Annotated in this window: 16 protein-coding genes; 9 read left to right on the top strand and 7 right to left on the bottom strand. The window is 68.6% G+C overall.

The window, feature by feature from the left end:
* Window positions 1-119 precede the first annotated feature (119 nt).
* The 5 genes from hisI to F788_RS0105815 all read left to right on the top strand — a co-directional run bounded on the left by hisI (window position 120) and on the right by F788_RS0105815 (window position 5,722).
* Window positions 120-551, top strand: coding sequence for a phosphoribosyl-AMP cyclohydrolase (hisI, locus tag F788_RS0105795; RefSeq protein ID WP_019589560.1), 432 nt, complete (start codon window positions 120-122; stop codon window positions 549-551).
* Between the two features lie 23 nt (window positions 552-574).
* Complete coding sequence (cysS, locus tag F788_RS0105800) at window positions 575-1,990, top strand: cysteine--tRNA ligase (RefSeq protein WP_019589561.1); 1,416 nt, start codon at window positions 575-577, stop codon at window positions 1,988-1,990.
* Complete coding sequence (locus F788_RS0105805) at window positions 1,965-2,660, top strand: DUF1007 family protein (protein WP_019589562.1); 696 nt, start codon at window positions 1,965-1,967, stop codon at window positions 2,658-2,660. The genes cysS and F788_RS0105805 overlap by 26 nt, the downstream gene beginning before the upstream one ends.
* A gap of 42 nt (window positions 2,661-2,702) precedes the next feature.
* Window positions 2,703-3,824 (top strand): nickel/cobalt transporter, encoded by a 1,122-nt coding sequence (locus tag F788_RS0105810; RefSeq protein ID WP_026332720.1) that lies wholly within the window; start codon window positions 2,703-2,705, stop codon window positions 3,822-3,824.
* 77 nt (window positions 3,825-3,901) lie between these two features.
* Window positions 3,902-5,722 (top strand): long-chain fatty acid--CoA ligase, encoded by a 1,821-nt coding sequence (locus F788_RS0105815; protein ID WP_019589564.1) that lies wholly within the window; start codon window positions 3,902-3,904, stop codon window positions 5,720-5,722.
* A 12-nt stretch (window positions 5,723-5,734) separates the two neighbouring features.
* On the opposite strand, the gene scpB is transcribed toward F788_RS0105815, so the two are convergent.
* Genes scpB through F788_RS0105830 form a run of 4 tightly spaced genes read right to left on the bottom strand, consistent with a single transcriptional unit; the run spans window position 5,735 to window position 7,300 of the window.
* Window positions 5,735-6,391, bottom strand: coding sequence for an SMC-Scp complex subunit ScpB (scpB, locus tag F788_RS0105820; RefSeq protein WP_019589565.1), 657 nt, complete (start codon window positions 6,389-6,391; stop codon window positions 5,735-5,737).
* Between the two features lie 34 nt (window positions 6,392-6,425).
* Window positions 6,426-6,584 carry a DUF2256 domain-containing protein gene (locus tag F788_RS13630; protein WP_081617424.1) on the bottom strand — a complete coding sequence of 53 codons (159 nt, stop codon included), beginning with the start codon at window positions 6,582-6,584 and terminating at the stop codon, window positions 6,426-6,428.
* A gap of 7 nt (window positions 6,585-6,591) precedes the next feature.
* Window positions 6,592-6,978, bottom strand: coding sequence for a thiol-disulfide oxidoreductase DCC family protein (locus F788_RS0105825; RefSeq protein ID WP_018870550.1), 387 nt, complete (start codon window positions 6,976-6,978; stop codon window positions 6,592-6,594).
* Entirely contained in the window at window positions 6,971-7,300 is a 330-nt protein-coding gene (locus tag F788_RS0105830; RefSeq protein ID WP_018870549.1) for a hypothetical protein, read from the bottom strand. Before F788_RS0105830 ends, F788_RS0105825 begins: the two co-directional genes overlap by 8 nt.
* A 215-nt stretch (window positions 7,301-7,515) precedes the next feature.
* Here F788_RS0105830 and mtgA point away from each other — a divergent pair, with 215 nt between their 5' ends.
* The 4 genes from mtgA to F788_RS0105850 all read left to right on the top strand — a co-directional run bounded on the left by mtgA (window position 7,516) and on the right by F788_RS0105850 (window position 12,184).
* Window positions 7,516-8,256, top strand: coding sequence for a monofunctional biosynthetic peptidoglycan transglycosylase (gene mtgA / locus F788_RS0105835; protein WP_019589566.1), 741 nt, complete (start codon window positions 7,516-7,518; stop codon window positions 8,254-8,256).
* Between the two features lie 69 nt (window positions 8,257-8,325).
* Window positions 8,326-10,635 carry a mechanosensitive ion channel domain-containing protein gene (locus F788_RS0105840; RefSeq protein ID WP_019589567.1) on the top strand — a complete coding sequence of 770 codons (2,310 nt, stop codon included), beginning with the start codon at window positions 8,326-8,328 and terminating at the stop codon, window positions 10,633-10,635.
* An 86-nt stretch (window positions 10,636-10,721) separates the two neighbouring features.
* Window positions 10,722-11,408: a zinc metallopeptidase gene (locus F788_RS0105845; protein WP_019589568.1), complete on the top strand. Its 687-nt coding sequence runs from the start codon at window positions 10,722-10,724 to the stop codon at window positions 11,406-11,408.
* A 176-nt stretch (window positions 11,409-11,584) separates the two neighbouring features.
* The gene (locus F788_RS0105850) at window positions 11,585-12,184 is read left to right on the top strand and encodes a hypothetical protein (protein WP_019022340.1); all 600 of its coding nucleotides are present in this window, start codon (window positions 11,585-11,587) and stop codon (window positions 12,182-12,184) included.
* A 100-nt stretch (window positions 12,185-12,284) separates the two neighbouring features.
* On the opposite strand, the gene malQ is transcribed toward F788_RS0105850, so the two are convergent.
* From malQ to glgC, 3 genes are read right to left on the bottom strand one after another with little or no spacing between them, the layout of a single operon-like run.
* Window positions 12,285-13,775: a 4-alpha-glucanotransferase gene (gene malQ, locus F788_RS0105855; RefSeq protein ID WP_019589569.1), complete on the bottom strand. Its 1,491-nt coding sequence runs from the start codon at window positions 13,773-13,775 to the stop codon at window positions 12,285-12,287.
* A 3-nt stretch (window positions 13,776-13,778) separates the two neighbouring features.
* Window positions 13,779-15,566 carry a glycoside hydrolase family 57 protein gene (locus tag F788_RS0105860; protein WP_019589570.1) on the bottom strand — a complete coding sequence of 596 codons (1,788 nt, stop codon included), beginning with the start codon at window positions 15,564-15,566 and terminating at the stop codon, window positions 13,779-13,781.
* Entirely contained in the window at window positions 15,556-16,821 is a 1,266-nt protein-coding gene (gene glgC / locus F788_RS0105865) for a glucose-1-phosphate adenylyltransferase (protein WP_019589571.1), read from the bottom strand. Before glgC ends, F788_RS0105860 begins: the two co-directional genes overlap by 11 nt.
* Window positions 16,822-16,874 lie beyond the last annotated feature (53 nt).

Consider the following 16,874-nt stretch of genomic DNA (forward strand, 5'->3'; position numbering starts at 1 on the left):
TCCTCTTTGCGCGGTGCTTCCTTCCCCCAAGAATCCGCCGGACGGCCACACGACGCAAGACCCGGCCGCGGCGCGGGATGTTATTCTCTGATGTTTGCGCACAAGCCGAACGACACGCCATGTTCAAGAACCTGGAAAAAGCCCCGGCCGGCCGCCGCGAGCCGCTCGCCGACGTCCTCGACCGCGTCCGCTTCAACGCCGACGGGCTGGTGCCCGCCATCGCCCAGCAGGGCGACAGCGGGGAGGTCCTGATGATGGCCTGGATGAACCGCGAGGCCCTGGAGGAGACCCTGCACACCGGACGGGTCTGCTACTGGTCACGCTCGCGCGGGGCGCTGTGGCGCAAGGGCGAGTCCTCCGGCCAGGTCCAGCAGCTGCGGTCGCTGCATCTGGACTGCGACGGCGACACCGTGCTGGCGAAGGTCGATCAGACCGGCCCCGCCTGCCACACCGGGCGGCGCAGCTGCTTCTATCTGCAGGTCGAAGGCGACGAGGTCGCCGTGACCAGCGACCCGCAGATCGATCCCGAAACCCTCTACGGCGCCTCCTGAAACCGCGACAAGGAACACCGACCATGGCCGACGCCAGCGCACCGCAGCTCGTCATCCACAACACCCTCGGGGGGCAGCGCGAGCCCTTCGTTCCCGCCGACCCGCAGCGGGTGACGATGTATGTCTGCGGGCCGACCGTGTACAACCGCGTGCACGTGGGCAACGGCCGCCCGGTGGTGGTGTTCGACGTGCTGTTCCGCGTGCTGCGCGCGCTGTACGGCCCGGAGCACGTGGTCTACGCCCGCAACATCACCGACGTGGACGACAAGATCAACCAGGCCGCGCGCGAGAACGACGAACCCATCGCCGCGCTGACCGAACGCTTCACCCGGGCCTTCCACGAGGACATCGCGCGGCTCGGCACCCTGGAGCCGACCCTCGAGCCCCGGGCCACCGATCACGTCAACGAGATGATCGCCCTGATCGAGGACCTGCTCGCGCGCGGCCACGCCTACGCGGCAGACGGCCACGTGCTATTCGACGTGACCTCCTGGCCCGCCTACGGCGCCCTGTCCGGGCGTACCCTGGAGGCGATGCAGGCCGGGGCCCGGGTAGAGGTCGCCGACTACAAGCGCCATCCCGGCGACTTCGTGCTGTGGAAGCCCGCCGGCGCGGACGAACCCGGCTGGGACAGCCCCTGGGGCAACGGGCGCCCGGGCTGGCACCTGGAGTGCACCGCGATGATCCGCACCCATCTGGGCCGCAGCATCGACCTCCACGGCGGCGGCCACGATCTGGTGTTTCCGCACCACGAGAACGAGATCGCCCAGGGCTGCGCGGCCGAAGGCTGCGACGAACACGGCGGCCATTACGCGCGTTACTGGATGCACAACGGACACGTGACCATCGAAGGCGAGAAGATGTCCAAGTCGCTGGGCAACTTCCGCCTGCTGCACGACCTGCTGCAGGTCTGGCCCGGCGAGGTCCTGCGCCTGGCGCTGCTGTCGCGCCATTATCGCGCGCCGCTGAACTTCTCCGAGGACACCCTGGAACAGAGCCGCAACGCGCTGGACGGCTTCTACCGTCTGCTGCGCGAACATGCCGGGGTCGTGGCCACCCCCGCCGATGCGGCGGACACCCCGGTCTTCACCGCATTGCTGGACGATCTCGACACCGCCGGGGCGCTCGCCGCCCTGCACCGCATGGCGGATGCCCTGCAGGCCGCCGACAGCGAGGACGAACGCGCCCGCCGCAAGGGCGAGCTGCTGGCCGCCGGCGAGCTCCTGGGCCTGCTGCAGCAGGACCCGGAGGCCTGGTTCCGCGGCGACGTCGCCGATGATGCCGATCTCGCCGCATGGGTGGAGGAACGCATCGCCGCGCGTGCCGAGGCGCGGCGCGCGCGGGATTTCGCCACCGCCGATGCGATCCGCGACGAGCTGACGGCCAGCGGCATCGAACTGGAGGACACGCCGGATGGCACCCGCTGGCAACGCGCCTGAGCGGGCTGTCCGCAGCGCCACCCGGGCACGCGCCCGGGTGGCGCTGGCGCTCCTGATCGCGGTGGCCGCCGGCCTGCCCGCGATGGCCACCGCCCACCCGCATGCCTGGATCGACCTGCGCGTCACGCTCGACTTCGACGCCGACGGCCGACTGGCCTCGATGCACCAGTTGTGGGTCATCGACCCGACCTACAGCCACATGCTGCTGGAGGAGATGACCCGCGACATGGACGGCGATGCCGGCATCGACTCGGTGCTGGATAAGGTCGGCCCGCGCATGCTCGACAACCTCGCGGAATACGACCACTTCACCGAACTCGAGGCAGGCGGCGAAACACTGGACACCCCGCCTGCCGAATCCCCCGAGCTGCGCCTGGAGGAGCGGCGCCTGCACCTGGGCTTCGAGATCCCGCTGGACCGGCACGACATCGGCGCCGAAGAGGATTTCACCTACCGCGTCTATGACCCCACCTACTGGATCGAGATCCGCCATGACCCCGGTGACGTGATCCAGGTGAACCGCGGCGACGGCTGCCGGGTCGAACTCGAGGAACCACGCCCGGATCCACAACTGGTGCGTTATGCCGCCACCCTGGAACGCGAATCCCGCAGCCCGATCGAAGATCTCGGACGCCATTTTGCCGAGATTGCGCGCCTGGAATGTGAATGACGTCGGGTTCCTCGCGCCATTGGAACGTTATACAATAACGCAATGATCCGACACGCCCTCTCTCGCAACCGCCGCCCGGGACGGGCTGCTGCGATGCTGCTGCTCCTGGTCGGCATCCTGCTGCCCGCGCTCGCGCTGGCCGGCCACCCCCTTGGCGGCGGCCCGGAGTCCGACGCGGATGCCGATGCCACGGAACAGCCACCGCCCGCCGAAACGAGGGGATCCGCCGATGCCCCGGACGCTCGCGCCGACGCCGGGCTCCCGGGAGGGGATGACGCCGGACCGCTGGAACGGCTGGTCGGCTGGGTCCTGCATACCCAGCGCCAGCTGCACCGCGAACTGACCCGGGGACTGCACGGGCTGCGCGACGCGCCCTCGGCACAGGCGGGCGCCCTGCTGATCCTCGTGAGCTTTCTCTACGGGGTCTTCCACGCCGCAGGACCGGGGCACGGCAAGGCGGTGATCACCACCTATCTGCTGACCCAGCCGCAGAACCTGCGCCGCGGCATCGCGCTGTCGGCGGCGTCATCGCTCGCCCAGGGCGTCACGGCCATCCTGCTGGTCGGTCTGCTGGTCGGCCTGCTCGGCTGGCTGACACGCGAGACCCTGGGACAGGTCCGCCACCTGGAGATCGCCAGCTTCGCCCTGGTGGGACTGCTGGGCGTCTGGCTGATGGGGCGCGCCCTGCAGCAGGCCTGGCGGCGCCGTGCGTCCGCCGCGCACGGGCATGACCACGGGCACGGGCACGACCACGGGCACGGGCACGACCACGAACATGACTGCGGCTGCGGCACACCCCACCACGTCGACCCCGATCACAAGGGCACCTGGTGGGGCACCGTGCTGGCCGTGGGCATCCGCCCCTGCTCCGGCGCCGTGCTGATCATGGCGGTATCCGCGGCCGTCGGTCTGGTCTGGGCCGGCGTGGCGGCCGTGCTCGCGATGTCCGCGGGCACCGCCATCACGGTCTCCGTGCTGGCCATGCTCGCGGTCTACGCTCGCGACTGGACCCGGCGGCGTTTCACCGGCACCCGCGCCGCGCGTCTGACCTGGATCGGGCCGGCCTTCGGCCTGACCGGCGGCGCGATCATCGCGGTACTCGGCTTCAGCCTGGTGCTGGGGGCCGTGGCCGCGGGCCCGGCGATGCATCCGCTCGGCATGTAGGGCGGCCGTCCCGCGCTTGCCCCCGCCCCGCGCCGTCCTCTACTTTGCAGGGCAAGACCAGTCCAGCGAGACCGCGCATGTCCAACGCCCGGGTCCACCCCGCGACCATCCGTCCTGAAGACGCCCCCACCCTGCCGGCTCTGTTCCGCGCCCGCGTGGCCGCGACCCCCGATGCCCCGGCCTACCGCCAGTTCGACCCCGAGCGCGAGGAATGGACCTCCAGCAGCTGGGGCGAGATGGGCCGCACGGTCGACCGCTGGCAGGCTGCGCTGGCCACCGAGGGCCTGCGGCCGGGCGACCGCGTCGCCATCATGGTCGGCAACTCGCGCGAGTGGATCGCCGCCGACCTCTCCGCCATGGAAATGGGCCTGGTCACGGTACCGCTGTACACCGATGACCGTCCCGAAAATGTCGGTTACATCATCGGGCAGACCCAGGCGCGCGCCCTGCTGATCGGCGACACCGTGCATGGCCGCCGCCTGCTGGAGCATCTGGAGAAGATGCCGTCGCTCAAGCGCGTGGTACGCCTGAGCGACAACGCGGGCACCTCGGGCGATCCGCGGGTCCTGCCACTGGAAGACTGGCTGCGGGGCGGCGACCCGTCCGCGATCCGCTATCCGGAACTCGACCCCGACGCCCTCGCGACCATCGTCTATACCTCCGGCACCACCGGCCGGCCCAAGGGCGTGATGCTTTCGCACCGCAACATCGTGGAAAACGCCTGGGCCTCGTCCCTCACGGGCCCGCTCGGACCGTCCGACCGTTTCCTGTCGTTCCTGCCGCTGTCGCACATGCTGGAACGCACCGCCGGCTGCTACATGCCCATGATGGTCGGGGCCGAGGTCGCCTTCGCCCGCTCGATCCAGCGCCTGGGCGAAGACCTGCAGACCATCCGGCCGACGGTGCTGATCTCGGTGCCACGGATCTACGAACGCGTGCATGGTCGTATCCGCGCCGGGCTGCGGCAGAAGTCGGCGCTCGGCCGCTGGCTGTTCGAGAAGACCGCCGCCGTCGGCTGGCGCCGTTTCGAACACCAGCAGGGCCGGGGTCGCTGGTCCCCCGCCTTCCTGCTGTGGCCACTGCTCGACCGCCTGGTCGCGCGCAAGGTACTCGACCGCCTGGGCGGCCAGGTGCGTTTCGCGGTCTGCGGCGGGGCCCCGCTGCCTCCGCCGGTGGCGCAGCTGTTCATCGGGCTGGGGCTGCCGGTACTGCACGGCTACGGCATGACCGAGGCCGGCCCGGTGGTCACCGTGAACACCCCGGACGACAACCTGCCCGCCTCCATCGGCAAACCGTTGAAGGACGTCGAAGTACGCATCGGTGAAAACCACGAGCTGCAGACGCGCTCGAACTGCGTGATGCTGGGCTACTGGAAAAATGAAGAGGCCACGCGCGAGACCATCGACGCCGACGGCTGGCTGCGCAGCGGCGACCAGGCGCGCATCGACGACACGGGCCACGTGTTCATCACCGGCCGGATCAAGGACATCCTGGTGCTGACCAACGGCGAGAAGGTACCGCCAGCGGACATGGAGATGGCCATCGGCCTCGACGGCCTGTTCGACCAGATCATGGTGGTGGGCGACGGGCAGCCGTTCCTCACCGCCCTGATGGTCCCCGAACCGGACGCCTGGCAGACCTTCGCCTCCGACCAGGGGATCGACCCGGCGACCGCGGGAGAACCACCGCGCAAGGTGGCACGCGCGATCCTCGACCGCATTCACCACCAGCTGGAGGACTTCCCCGGCTACGCGCGCATCCGCCACGTGTACGTGATCCACGAACCGTGGAGCGTGGAGAACGGCATGATGACCCCGACCATGAAACTCAAGCGGCCGGTGATCCGGGAGCACTACCGGGAGGCGATCGCGACCATGTACAACGGCCGCGACCGCTGAAGGAAACGCTGATCAGGACGGAGCCCGGGCTTCGCCGGCTGCCGCTGCGTCGCCCTCCCCGTCGCCGTCATCGTCGGCCTCACTGGCCTCGTCGGTCGCCAGTGACAGCCCGGCGTCCGTGGCCACGTCGGCCAGATCGCGGATCTCGTCCAGCGGCGGCAGCTGGTCCAGGGCCTGCAGTCCGAGATCGTCGAGGAAGGTGCGGGTGGTGCCGTACAGCGCCGGTCGCCCCGGCAGCTCCTTGTGCCCCACCACGTAGATCCATTCCCGTTCCTGCAGCCCGCGCATGATCCCCGAACTGACCGCCACCCCGCGCACCGATTCGATCTCGGCGCGGGTGACCGGCTGGCGATAGGCGATGATCGCAAGCGTCTCCAGCAACGCGCGCGACAACCGCTGCGGGCGTTCCGGCCGCGCCGCGCGCACGCTGCCCGAGTACTGCGGCCGGACGCGGAAACGATACCCGCCGGCCGAACGCACCAGTTCGATCGCGCGGTCGGCATAGCGCGTCTCCAGACGCGCCAGCGCCGCTTCCACCGACGCGCGCTCGACCTCGCCCGATTCCGCGCAGGCGGCGCGCAGATCGCGCAGGGGTACGGGTTCGGTGGCGGCAAAAAGAACCGCCTCCAGGGTCAGCTCCAGCTCGTCGGGCGCATCGTGTCGGGACATCGGCCCTCCCGGGCATGCCTGGACCAGGCCACGATTATACCGGACCGCGCCGGCCCCGCATCCGCCGGCAGCGCTGCGAGCAGTATTTCACCTCGTCCCAGCAACGCGCCCATTTCCGCCGCCAGGTGAACGGACGGCCGCAGACCACACAGGTCTTCTGCGGCCTTTGCGGCCCGCGCGCCGCGCGGCTCACCGGGGCCTCACTGCGGCGGGCAGACCCCGTCGCGACAGCGGGAACGCCAGCGCGAACGGGCGAACACGTTGTACACCCGGTCCATCAGCCAGACCACCGGCGGCAGCCGATGCAGGACCACCCCCGCCACGCGGTAGTACGGCAGGTGCCGCCAGGTGGCGACGAAGGCGTAAGCCCCGCTCACCACCCGGCCGTGTTCGTCCACCGCATGCATACGCCGCATGGCGTCCTCCCACGCGATGCCGCGGCCTTCCAGCGCCGCGGCATCCGCATGGATGTCCCGCCAGTCGATCCGGCCGGCCGTGTCCAGGCGCCGGTAGTGGCCGATCTCGCGGCGGCACAGCGGGCAGCCGCCGTCAAAGAACACCACGGGCCGTTCGCGCGGTTCAGGCATGGCCGACGGGCCCGCTCATCTCGTGGCGCGCCTCGGGCAGCGCCCGGAGCGCACGCTCCACCACATCGCGCGCGAGACCGCGGGTCATCTCGCCGTCGGCGGGGATCATTTCCGTGCGCACCGCCAGCGCCATCGCCAGCGCCTGCAGCAGATCACCGTTGCAGGTGTCACCCAGCACCGCCACTTCGTGATCCACCGTGGTCAGCACGCGGTCCAGCAACTGCTGCACGCGCACGGCCGAATCGGTCTCGGGATGCAGCGCGAACTCGAAGGTCAGCTGCTCCCCGCTTCCGCTGGTGTAGCGATACGGCAGGTATTCCATGGCTCGCCTCCTTGTTGTTGTCTCTGATGGGCCGGAACGCGTCCGGCCGGCCTGTCGCGTGATCCGCGGCGAATGGCGATCTCCGTGATCCTTGGGCCGTGCGGAGGTCCCGGAGTTCGCCACAGCCGGACCTTTCCTGCGCTATTCTTGCTTCCGATGAAACGGTACTCCGGGTACAACCACCACGAAACCCCGACGGCGGAGCGGCGCCCGCGATGATGCTCCTGGGTCGACGTCGCCGCGCCCGGCCACCGGGGCCGCTGCGTTACCTCTTGTGGCTGCTCGTCGCCCTGCTGGGGCTGGTGCTGGCCGCAGTGGTCGCGGTGCTGCTGTATTTCGCCCGGGTCGATCCACCTTACGGCATGGCGATGGTCACGGCCACCGACCGTGCGACCGCCTCCCGTTACCGCCCCCAGTGGCGCTCGCTGGAGGAACTGCCGGACGCCGTCCTGCTGGCGGTGATCGCGTCCGAGGACCAGCGCTTCCCGCGGCACCGCGGATTCGACTGGTCGTCGGTGCGCCAGGCCCTGACCGACCACGCGCGCGGCGGACGCCTGCGCGGGGCCTCGACCATCACCCAGCAGACCGCCAAGAACCTGTTTCTCTGGCATGAGCGTTCCTGGCTGCGCAAGGCCCTGGAGGCGGGTCTGACCGTGGGCATGGAACTGCTGTGGTCCAAGGAACGCATCCTCGAGGTCTATCTCAACCTGGCCCAGTGGGGCCCCGGGATCTATGGCATCGAAAATGCGGCACAGCATTATTTCGATGTCCCCGCGAGCGAACTGACCCCGCAGCAGGCCGCGCGTCTGGCGGCCATCCTGCCCTCCCCCGGACGCCTCGATCCGGTGACCCCGGGCGAAACCCTCGAGCGCCGCATTGCGTGGATCGAGGAGCAGATGGGGGTGCTGGGACCCGGCTGGCTGCGGCCGGTGCGGGAATCCCCGGGGACACACTGAACGGGACTTTGGTCCGGGCTTCCGGACCTTTACACTGCGAAGTTCCATCCCGCCCGTCCGAGGTTCCGCGTGGCCGCACCACTTCGCTCGCCGCAGCACCTGCTTTTCGTCCTCCTGGCCCTGCTCCTGACCACGCTGGCCCTGACCACCGGCCCGGCCATGGCGGACGATGCCCCCTCCTCCGCCGAGACCCACGCGGCGCTGATCGAGCTGCTGGAAGATCCGGAGGCGCGGGAACGGCTGCTGGAGACCCTGCGCGCGGAGGGAGGCGCCGCGGATCCGGCGGAGAGCACGGCGGAAGACGAAACCGCCGAACAGGCGGTGACCCTGCCCCGCCGCATCGCCCGGCTGACCCAGGGACTGGCCGAGGGCACGGTGGCCGAGGTCCGCTCGCTGGGTACGGTGGCCGAAGACACCATTGCGCAGCTGCGCGCAATCGACCCGATCCCCTTCGGCATGGCGGTCGGAGACCTGGCGATCATCATCCTGATCACCCTGGTGATCTACTGGGTCCTGCGCCGCGTGGCGTCGCCGATGTTCGGCGGCATCGATCGCTGGGTCCTCAACGCGGCCGAACAGTACCGCCTGCTGCGGACCCTGCCCGGGGTCGGCCTGGCCGCGATCATCGACTTCGTGGCGGTGGTCCTGGCCTGGGTTGCCGGCTACGGCCTGGCGCTGTTCGTACTGGGCGAACCCGGCGCCATGGAGACCCGGCATTCACTGTTCCTCAATGCCTTCCTGCTGATCGAGCTGGCGCGCGCCGCGCTGCGGCTGATCTTCGCCACCCGCTACCAGGGCCTGCGACTGCTGCCCATGGCCGGGGAAGAAGCCGCCTACTGGAACGCCTGGCTCGCGCGCATCGTGTCCTACATCGGTTACGGCCTGCTGCTGCTGGTGCCACTGACCGGCATGCATGTCTCCGCGGAGGCCGGCCGGTCCCTCGGCCTGCTGGTGATGCTGACGGCCTTCCTGTACGCCGCCACCATCATCCTGCAGAACCGCCAGCGGGTGCATGACCGGCTGATGATGCTGGCGAACCGCTCGTATTTCTCGTTCACCCGCATCGTCACCAGCCTGCTGGCACGGTCCTGGCACCTGCTGGCGCTGCTTTATTTCCTCGCCCTGACCGTCGTCAGCATCGTCCGCCCGGACGACGCGCTGCCGTTCATGGCCGCGGCCACGCTGCAGACCCTGATCGCGGCCTTCGTCGGCTTTTTCATCGCGACCCTGCTGACCCAGATCATCGGGCGCGAGATCGCCATCCCCGACGAGACCCGCGAGAAGTTCCCGCTGCTGCAGGACCGTCTCAATGCCTACGTACCGCGGGCCCTCAAAACCATGCGTCTGGTGATCCTGCTGATCGTTCTCGCGGTCATCGCCGATGGCTGGGGCGCGTTCAACCTGATCGACTGGGTGCGTTCGGATGCCGGTGCGCTGATCCTCGGCACGGCGATCTCCGTCGCCCTTATCCTGCTGGCGGCGGCGCTGGTGTGGCTGGTGTTCGCCAGCTGGATCGAGCACCGGCTCAACCCCGCGACCGGCGACGGCGAGCCCACCGCGCGCGAGCAGACCCTGCTCACCATCTTCCGCAATGCGGTGGCGATCGCCCTGCTGGTATTCACCGTGATGATCGTGCTCGCCGAGCTCGGCATCAACATCGGCCCGCTGCTGGCCGGCGCCGGGGTACTGGGCCTGGCCATCGGCTTCGGCGCGCAGAAGCTGGTGCAGGACATCATCACCGGGGTGTTCATCCAGCTGGAAAACGCCATCAACGTCGGCGATGTCATCACCGTAACCGGCACCACCGGCACGGTGGAGAAACTCACCATCCGCTCGCTCGGGCTGCGCGACCTCGCCGGCACCTACCACCTGATCCCGTTCTCCGCGGTGGATGCGGTCTCCAACTACATGCGCGAGTACGCCTACCACGTGGGCGAATACGGGGTGGCCTATCGCGAGGACATCGACGAGGTCATCGTCCGCCTGCGCGAGGCCTTCGAGGAGCTCAAGCAGGACCCGGAACAGGGCCCCAACGTGCTCGACGAGATGGAGGTGCACGGGGTCACCGCGCTGGACGACTCCTCGGTCAACATCCGCATCCGCATCATGACCGCGCCCGGCACCCAGTTCGGCCTGGGCCGCGCGTTCAACCGCCTGGTCAAGCGCCACTTCGACGCTGCCGGCATCGAGATCCCGTTCCCGCACACCACGCTGTACTTCGGCGAGGACAAGGACGGGTCGGCGCCGGCGGCCAACCTCCGGGTGCTGGAATCGCGGCGCATGCCCGAAGCGGAAACCGACGATACCGATTACTCGCGGGACCGCCGGGCACGCCCCAATCCGAAACACAAGGGCGACTACGACGACGTCGACGAATGACGGACCAGTGACCGGCCGGCCGGTATCCGCCCCGCGGGCTGCCGGGGGTTCTTGGACCGGCGGGCCGCTCCGGTGAAGATCATGGCATGCGTCTGCTGATCCTGGTCATACCGCTGCTCCTGCTGATCGCCTGGCTGCCGGGCTGGTGGGTTCGGCGCACCATGGAGAAATATCACCGCCCCGAAGACCGCTACCGCCACAGCGGCGCGGCCATGGCGCGCGAGCTGCTGCACCGCCACGGTCTGACCCATGTGGACGTAGAGACCACGAAAGACGGCGACCACTACGATCCCGGCGATCGCACGGTGCGGCTGTCGCAGGAGAACTATCACGGCCATTCGCTGACCGCGGTCACCGTGGCGGCCCACGAGGTCGGCCATGCGGTGCAGCACGCACGGGGCTACCGCCCGCTGCAGCTGCGCGGCACCCTGGTGGCCGCCACCCGTCACGCCCAGCGGCTGGGCGCGATCCTGATGATCGGCATCCCGATCATCACCCTGATCACCCGCCACCCGGCGCCGGGCATCCTGTTCTTCCTGGCCGGCGTGCTGTCGATGGGCATGGCGGCGCTGGTCCATTTCGTGACCCTGCCCACGGAACTGGACGCGAGTTTCCGTCGGGCGATGCCGATGCTGCGCGAGGGCGGCTACCTGCACGAACCGGATTACCGCCACGCAGAGCGTATCCTGCGCGCGGCCGCGTATACCTATCTCGCCCAGTCACTCGCCAGTCTGCTGAACATCGCCTCGTGGTTCCGCTATCTGCGGCGCTGATCGGGCGAGTCGCCCACCAATGGAACGCAAGGGCCTCCTGCGCGGTCTCTCCACCACCGCCACAGCCGGCATCATGCCCCGTTGGCGGGCCGACACCCGGCCCTCGAGGCTGTTAAGCTGTGGTTCATCACTCGCCGTCAGAGTGGCAAGAGACATCCTTTCAGGAGAGCAGTACGATGCAGAAACATTCCCGGTCGATCATCGGCCTGACCGCCGCCGCAGTCCTCGCACTGGCCAGCGGCATGGCCCACGCCCAGGGCATGGGCCAGGGCATGGGCGGCCAGCAGCAGCCGCAGCAGGGCGGCCCGCAGATGGAGATGCAGGAACTCCAGCAGACCCTCGCGCAGACCCAGCAGCAGGCCATCGAAAACAACCCCGAGCTGGAGCGCAAGGGCGAGGAACTGGAACAACTGGTCCTCGACAAGATGGAAGCCGCCGGTTTTGAACCGCGTTCCGATCTGGACACCCTGGAATCCGCCGAGGAAGGCCTGCGTGATCCCGACCTGAGCGCGGAAGAACGCCAGCAGCTGATCCAGTCCGAAGACGTTCAGCAGGCGCAGCGCAACCTGCAGGAAGCCCAGCAGGCCGTAGCCGAGGATCCGGAGATCCTGGACGCCCAGGAATCCCTGCGGGAAGACCTGATGAGCGCCATGCGCGCGGAAAACGCCGACATTGACGATGTCATCGAGCGCATGGAAGCCCTGCAGCAGGAAATGATGCAGCAACAGCAGCCCGGGGGTGGCGGTGGCGCGCCCGGCATGGCGCCCCAGCGGTAAATCCGATCACGCGCATTTCCCGCGTCGGATCCGAAGGCCCGGTCACCTGACCGGGCCTTTTTCGTTTCCGCCGAGGCCTCCCCTCGGACCGGCCGGAACGTCAGCCCTGCCCGCCCTCGGGCAGCCGGCCGTGCGCCTCGGCCAGTGCCCGCATCTCGCCGGCACGTTCCCCGGGCACCCACTCCCAGTCAAAACGCCAGTCCCAGTTACCCTCCACCGTCCCGGGACGGTTCATCCGGTGTTCGCTGTCCAGCTCGAGCACGTCCTGCATCGGCAGGATCGCGATACGCGCCGGCGAGGCGTACGCCGTGCGGATCAGCGGCCAGGGCATGGTGTCGGCCGCATCTTCCGGTTCCCCCAGGACATTCAGCACGTGCTGCTGCATGGGTTCATCCAGTGACGCGAACCAGCCCACGGTGGTGTCGTTGTCATGGGTGCCGGTATACACGGCGCTCATCTCGTCATGATTCGCCGGCAGGTACGGGTTGGCCTCGCCGCCCTCGAACGCGAACTGCAGGATCCGCATGCCGGGAAAATCGAAGCGCTCGCGCAGCGCAGTGACCTCCGGCGTAATCACCCCCAGATCTTCGGCCAGCACCGGCAGGTACCCGAGTTCGTCGGCCAACGCGTCGAAGAATTCGGCACCGGGCCCCTCGAACCAGTAACCCCGGGTCGCGTCCGGCTCCTCGGCCGGGATTGCCCAGCTCGACTCGAACCCCCGGAAGTGGTCGATCCGCAGGGCATCCACCGTCTCCAGCGCCCGCCGCACGCGAAGGATCCACCAGGCGTAGCCGGTCTCGGCGAGGCGGTCCCAGCGGTACTGCGGATTGCCCCAGCGCTGTCCGGTCTCGGAGAAATAATCCGGCGGCACCCCGGCCACGGTGCGCGGCTGTCCCTGCGCATCCAGGTCGAACAGCTCGCGATTCGCCCACACGTCCGCCGAATCATGGGCAACGAAGATTGGCATGTCCCCCAGCAGCATCAGTCCGCAATCGTTGGCATGGCGGCGCAGCGTACGCCACTGATCGGCGAACACGAACTGCACGAAGCGCACCTGCTCCAGCGCCTGCGCTTCTTCGCCGGCCACCCGCTCCAGGGCCTCCGGCTCGCGATCGCGGAACTCCGGGTCCCATTCCCACCACGGGCGATCGTCGTGGCGCGCCCGGATCACGCAGAACAGCGCGAAGTCATCCAGCCAGATCGGCCCCTGTTCCTCGAGGAACGCACGGCAGGCCGAATGCAGCGCATGTTCGTCCCGTGCCACCGCCTCACCGGCCCGTTGCAGCAGTTCTTCCACCGGCCGGCCGTCATCGACGATCCCGGTCGACTCCGCCAGCCGCGCGGGATCGATCATCCGCGGATCACCGGCAAACGCCGAGATGCTGGCATACGGCGACCCGTCGCTCTGCACCGGGTGCAGCGGCAGGATCTGCCACAGGGTGAAACCCGCCGAGGCCGCCCAGTTGACGAAACGAAACGCCTCGTTGCCCAGGGTACCCACCGGATGCGGCCCCGGCAGCGACGTCGGGTGCAGCAGCACGCCGGCACGCCGGCGCTGCAGCAGCGGATTGGAATGCTGCGTTTCTTCCATGAATCAGTCCTGCCCTTTCCGCATGGTCCCTCCGGCAGCCGGATCGCCACCGCCCACCGACAGCACCTCCTCCAGGGCCTCGGGCACCGCCAGGCCGGCGAGCTGGTACAACCGGGCCAGGTGGCGCCGATAGAGCTGTTCGAAGTCGCTGACCGAACCCGCCGGGTTGTAGGCCCCGAACCACCAGCACCAGTCGGAACCCTCGCAGATCGCGAGCTGTTCGCGCAGTTCCGGTGTATCCAGCGAGGGGTCCTCCGCGATCGCCGCATCCACGGCCTCGCGGGCCTCGATCAGCCGATCCCAGCCACGGTTCTTGTCGGGGTCGCCAATCCAGGTGGAAAAGGTCCCGTAGACCCAGGAACCCGCCACCAGGCCGGGGAGCTCTACCGGCGCCGCACCCCCGGAAGTCGTCGCATGGGCGCACACGTCGTCGAAGGTGCACAGGTTGAGCCGCTCGTGCTGCGCCAGGGCCTCGTACAGCCCGCTGAGGAAATGGAAGCCGTTCTCGGGGTAGTACTCCCAGGCGTTCTCGCCGTCGAGGATCACCGACACCACGCTGCCGGCCGGGGCCACCTCGGCGATGTTTCCGATGTGGTGCACGAAGTCGGCCACCGCGTCATCGGCGTGCCAGTCGGCGTAGCGGAAGCCGATCGCGTCGGACAGTCCGTCATCGCGGAAATACAGCGCAATCTCGGTGTCCCGCAGTCGATAGCCACGGTGCAGCCAGCCCTGCAGGTCGCGGGGCCCGTCTTCCTCGCCCTCGCCGTTGCCGTTACCGTTGTCCTCCGCATCCGGCATGCCGCCGGCGGCTTCCAGGCTGTTGCCCAGCACGCCCTGGCCGCTGGCCGTCCATCGCAGGCCGTATTCGTCCAGCAGGCGAATGGTGGCCTCGCTCAGGCTGCCCTCGGACGGCCAGCAACCGGTCGGACGCATGCCGAAGTGCTTCTCGAACACCTCCAGCCCCCGTTCGATGTGCCAGCGCACCCGGGCTTCACCATCAGGATACGCCGGGGCCTCCGGCAGTTCGGCCTCGGGCATGGCCTCGCGGGCCGAAGCCAGGTCCTGCAGCAGCGGCATGATGGGGTGGGCGTAGGGGGTGAACGACAGCTCCACCCGTCCCTGTTCCGCCAGTTTACGGTAGCGCGGGATCACGTTGTGCAGCTCGTCGCGCAGGATCTCCAGCAGACGCCGACGCACCCCGGACTCGAAGCCGGCTTCGGCCTTCAGCCAGCCCTGCAGTTCGGGCCGCGCGCGGCGCACGGTCTCGCCGGTCCAGGCCAGGTGATAGCAGGTGGCCAGTTCCTGGAAGAAGCGCCCGTCCAGATGCGCCAGCAGAATGTCGTCCTCCAGCGCCTGACGGCCGATCGCGGCCAGGCGCGCGAACAGCGGGAACGGGTCGATCATGCGCGGCGCGTGGGCGCGCAGACAGGCGCGGATGATCTCGCGGCGCTGGTCCGGCTCCACCGGCACGATGTCCATGTGGAGCATGTCCAGCACCGGGTCCCCGACAGCCACGCGGTTCTGCAGCGCCCGGTCCACGCGCCGTGCATAGTCGGCGATCTGTTCCAGCAGGATGGGGGCGAAGTTCACCACCGCCCGCGCCTGCGGGCAGGCCTCCAGATGGGCCGCCATGTCGGTGTAGTCCTTCAGCGCGTGGAGGTAGGTCCACGGCAGGGCATACTCCCGGCGGCCGCCGTCGAAGTACTGCGGCTGGTGCATGTGCCAGCACAGCACCACGTCCAGCTTGTCCGGGACGCGGGCGAGGGCCTTCGAGGAGCGCTCAGCGGACATGGTGACGTCCCTGACCGAGCATCTCCGGGGTCACCACACGCACGCCCCCGGGCGAGACGTAGTAATCGCGGGCGTCGGCATCGTCGTCCAGTCCGATCTCGGTCCCCGGCGGGATGCGGCAGGCCTTGTCGATCACCGCGTTGCGGATCACGGCGTTTTCGCCCACCTGCACGTCGGGCAGGATCACCGAGTTCTCCACTTCGCCGCAGGCGCTGACCTCCACGCTGGAGAACAGCAGCGAATGCCGCACCCGGCTGCCGGAGATGATGCAGCCTCCGGAGACCATCGAGTCGATCGCCATGCCTCGGCGGTCGTCGTCGTCGAATACGAACTTGGCCGGCGGGAGCTGCTCCTGGTAGGTCCAGATCGGCCATTCGCTGTCGTACAGGTTAAGTTCGGGGGTCACGCCGATGAGCTCCAGGTTGGCCTTCCAGTAGGAATCGATGGTGCCGACGTCGCGCCAGTAACCCTGGCGCTGGCCGGCCTCGTCGCGGAACGGGTACGCCATCACGCGGTTTTTCTCGATGATGCGGGGGATAATGTCCTTGCCAAAATCATGGCTGGAGAAGGTGTCGTCGGCATCCTTGAGGAGCTGCTCGAAGAGGAAATCGCGGTTGAAGACGTAGATCCCCATGGAGGCCAGCGAATGGGTCTCGCTGCCCGGGATGGTCGCCGGATCGTCGGGTTTCTCCTCGAACGAGGTCACGCGCCCCTCGGCATCCACGCCCATCACGCCGAACCCGGTGGCCTCCTCCTTCGGTACCTCCAGGCAGCCCACGGTCATGTCCGCCCCGCTTTCCACGTGCTGGGCGATCATCTGTCCGTAGTCCATCTTGTAGATGTGATCGCCGGCGAGGATCAGCACATAACTGGGGGCGTGCTGCCGGATGATGTCGACGTTCTGGTAGACCGCGTCGGCGGTCCCCGAATACCAGGAGGTCTCGATGCGCTGCTGCGCCGGCAGCAGTTCGATGAATTCGCCGAATTCCCCGCGCAGGAAGCTCCAGCCGCGCTGGATGTGCTGGATCAGCGAATGCGCCTTGTACTGGGTCAGGATCGCCACGCGGCGGATCCCGGAATTGATGCAGTTGGACAGCGGGAAATCGATGATGCGGAACTTGCCGCCGAAGGGTACGGCGGGCTTGGCCCGCCACAGCGTCAGTTGCTTGAGTCGCGACCCGCGACCTCCGGCAAGCACCAGTGCCAGGGTTTCCCGGGTCAGTCGGCTGACGAACCGTTGCGGCTGAGGGTTCATAGGCCCATCCTTGCAGAAAGCTGCTGGTTGCGGGTTCCCCCGCGGATTCCGTT

It is taken from the genome of Thioalkalivibrio sp. ALE10 (assembly GCF_000381385.1).
In the GTDB taxonomy this organism is placed as follows: Bacteria; Pseudomonadota; Gammaproteobacteria; order Ectothiorhodospirales; family Ectothiorhodospiraceae; genus Thioalkalivibrio.

Coding starts and splice junctions, on each gene's coding strand:
- hisI (WP_019589560.1), top strand. CDS start 120: ATGTTCAAGAACCTGGAAAAAGCCCCGGCCGGCCGCCGCGAGCCGCTC.
- cysS (WP_019589561.1), top strand. CDS start 575: ATGGCCGACGCCAGCGCACCGCAGCTCGTCATCCACAACACCCTCGGG.
- F788_RS0105805 (WP_019589562.1), top strand. CDS start 1,965: ATGGCACCCGCTGGCAACGCGCCTGAGCGGGCTGTCCGCAGCGCCACC.
- F788_RS0105810 (WP_026332720.1), top strand. CDS start 2,703: ATGATCCGACACGCCCTCTCTCGCAACCGCCGCCCGGGACGGGCTGCT.
- F788_RS0105815 (WP_019589564.1), top strand. CDS start 3,902: ATGTCCAACGCCCGGGTCCACCCCGCGACCATCCGTCCTGAAGACGCC.
- scpB (WP_019589565.1), bottom strand. CDS start 6,391: ATGTCCCGACACGATGCGCCCGACGAGCTGGAGCTGACCCTGGAGGCG.
- F788_RS0105825 (WP_018870550.1), bottom strand. CDS start 6,978: ATGCCTGAACCGCGCGAACGGCCCGTGGTGTTCTTTGACGGCGGCTGC.
- F788_RS0105830 (WP_018870549.1), bottom strand. CDS start 7,300: ATGGAATACCTGCCGTATCGCTACACCAGCGGAAGCGGGGAGCAGCTG.
- mtgA (WP_019589566.1), top strand. CDS start 7,516: ATGATGCTCCTGGGTCGACGTCGCCGCGCCCGGCCACCGGGGCCGCTG.
- F788_RS0105845 (WP_019589568.1), top strand. CDS start 10,722: ATGCGTCTGCTGATCCTGGTCATACCGCTGCTCCTGCTGATCGCCTGG.
- F788_RS0105850 (WP_019022340.1), top strand. CDS start 11,585: ATGCAGAAACATTCCCGGTCGATCATCGGCCTGACCGCCGCCGCAGTC.
- malQ (WP_019589569.1), bottom strand. CDS start 13,775: ATGGAAGAAACGCAGCATTCCAATCCGCTGCTGCAGCGCCGGCGTGCC.
- F788_RS0105860 (WP_019589570.1), bottom strand. CDS start 15,566: ATGTCCGCTGAGCGCTCCTCGAAGGCCCTCGCCCGCGTCCCGGACAAG.
- glgC (WP_019589571.1), bottom strand. CDS start 16,821: ATGAACCCTCAGCCGCAACGGTTCGTCAGCCGACTGACCCGGGAAACC.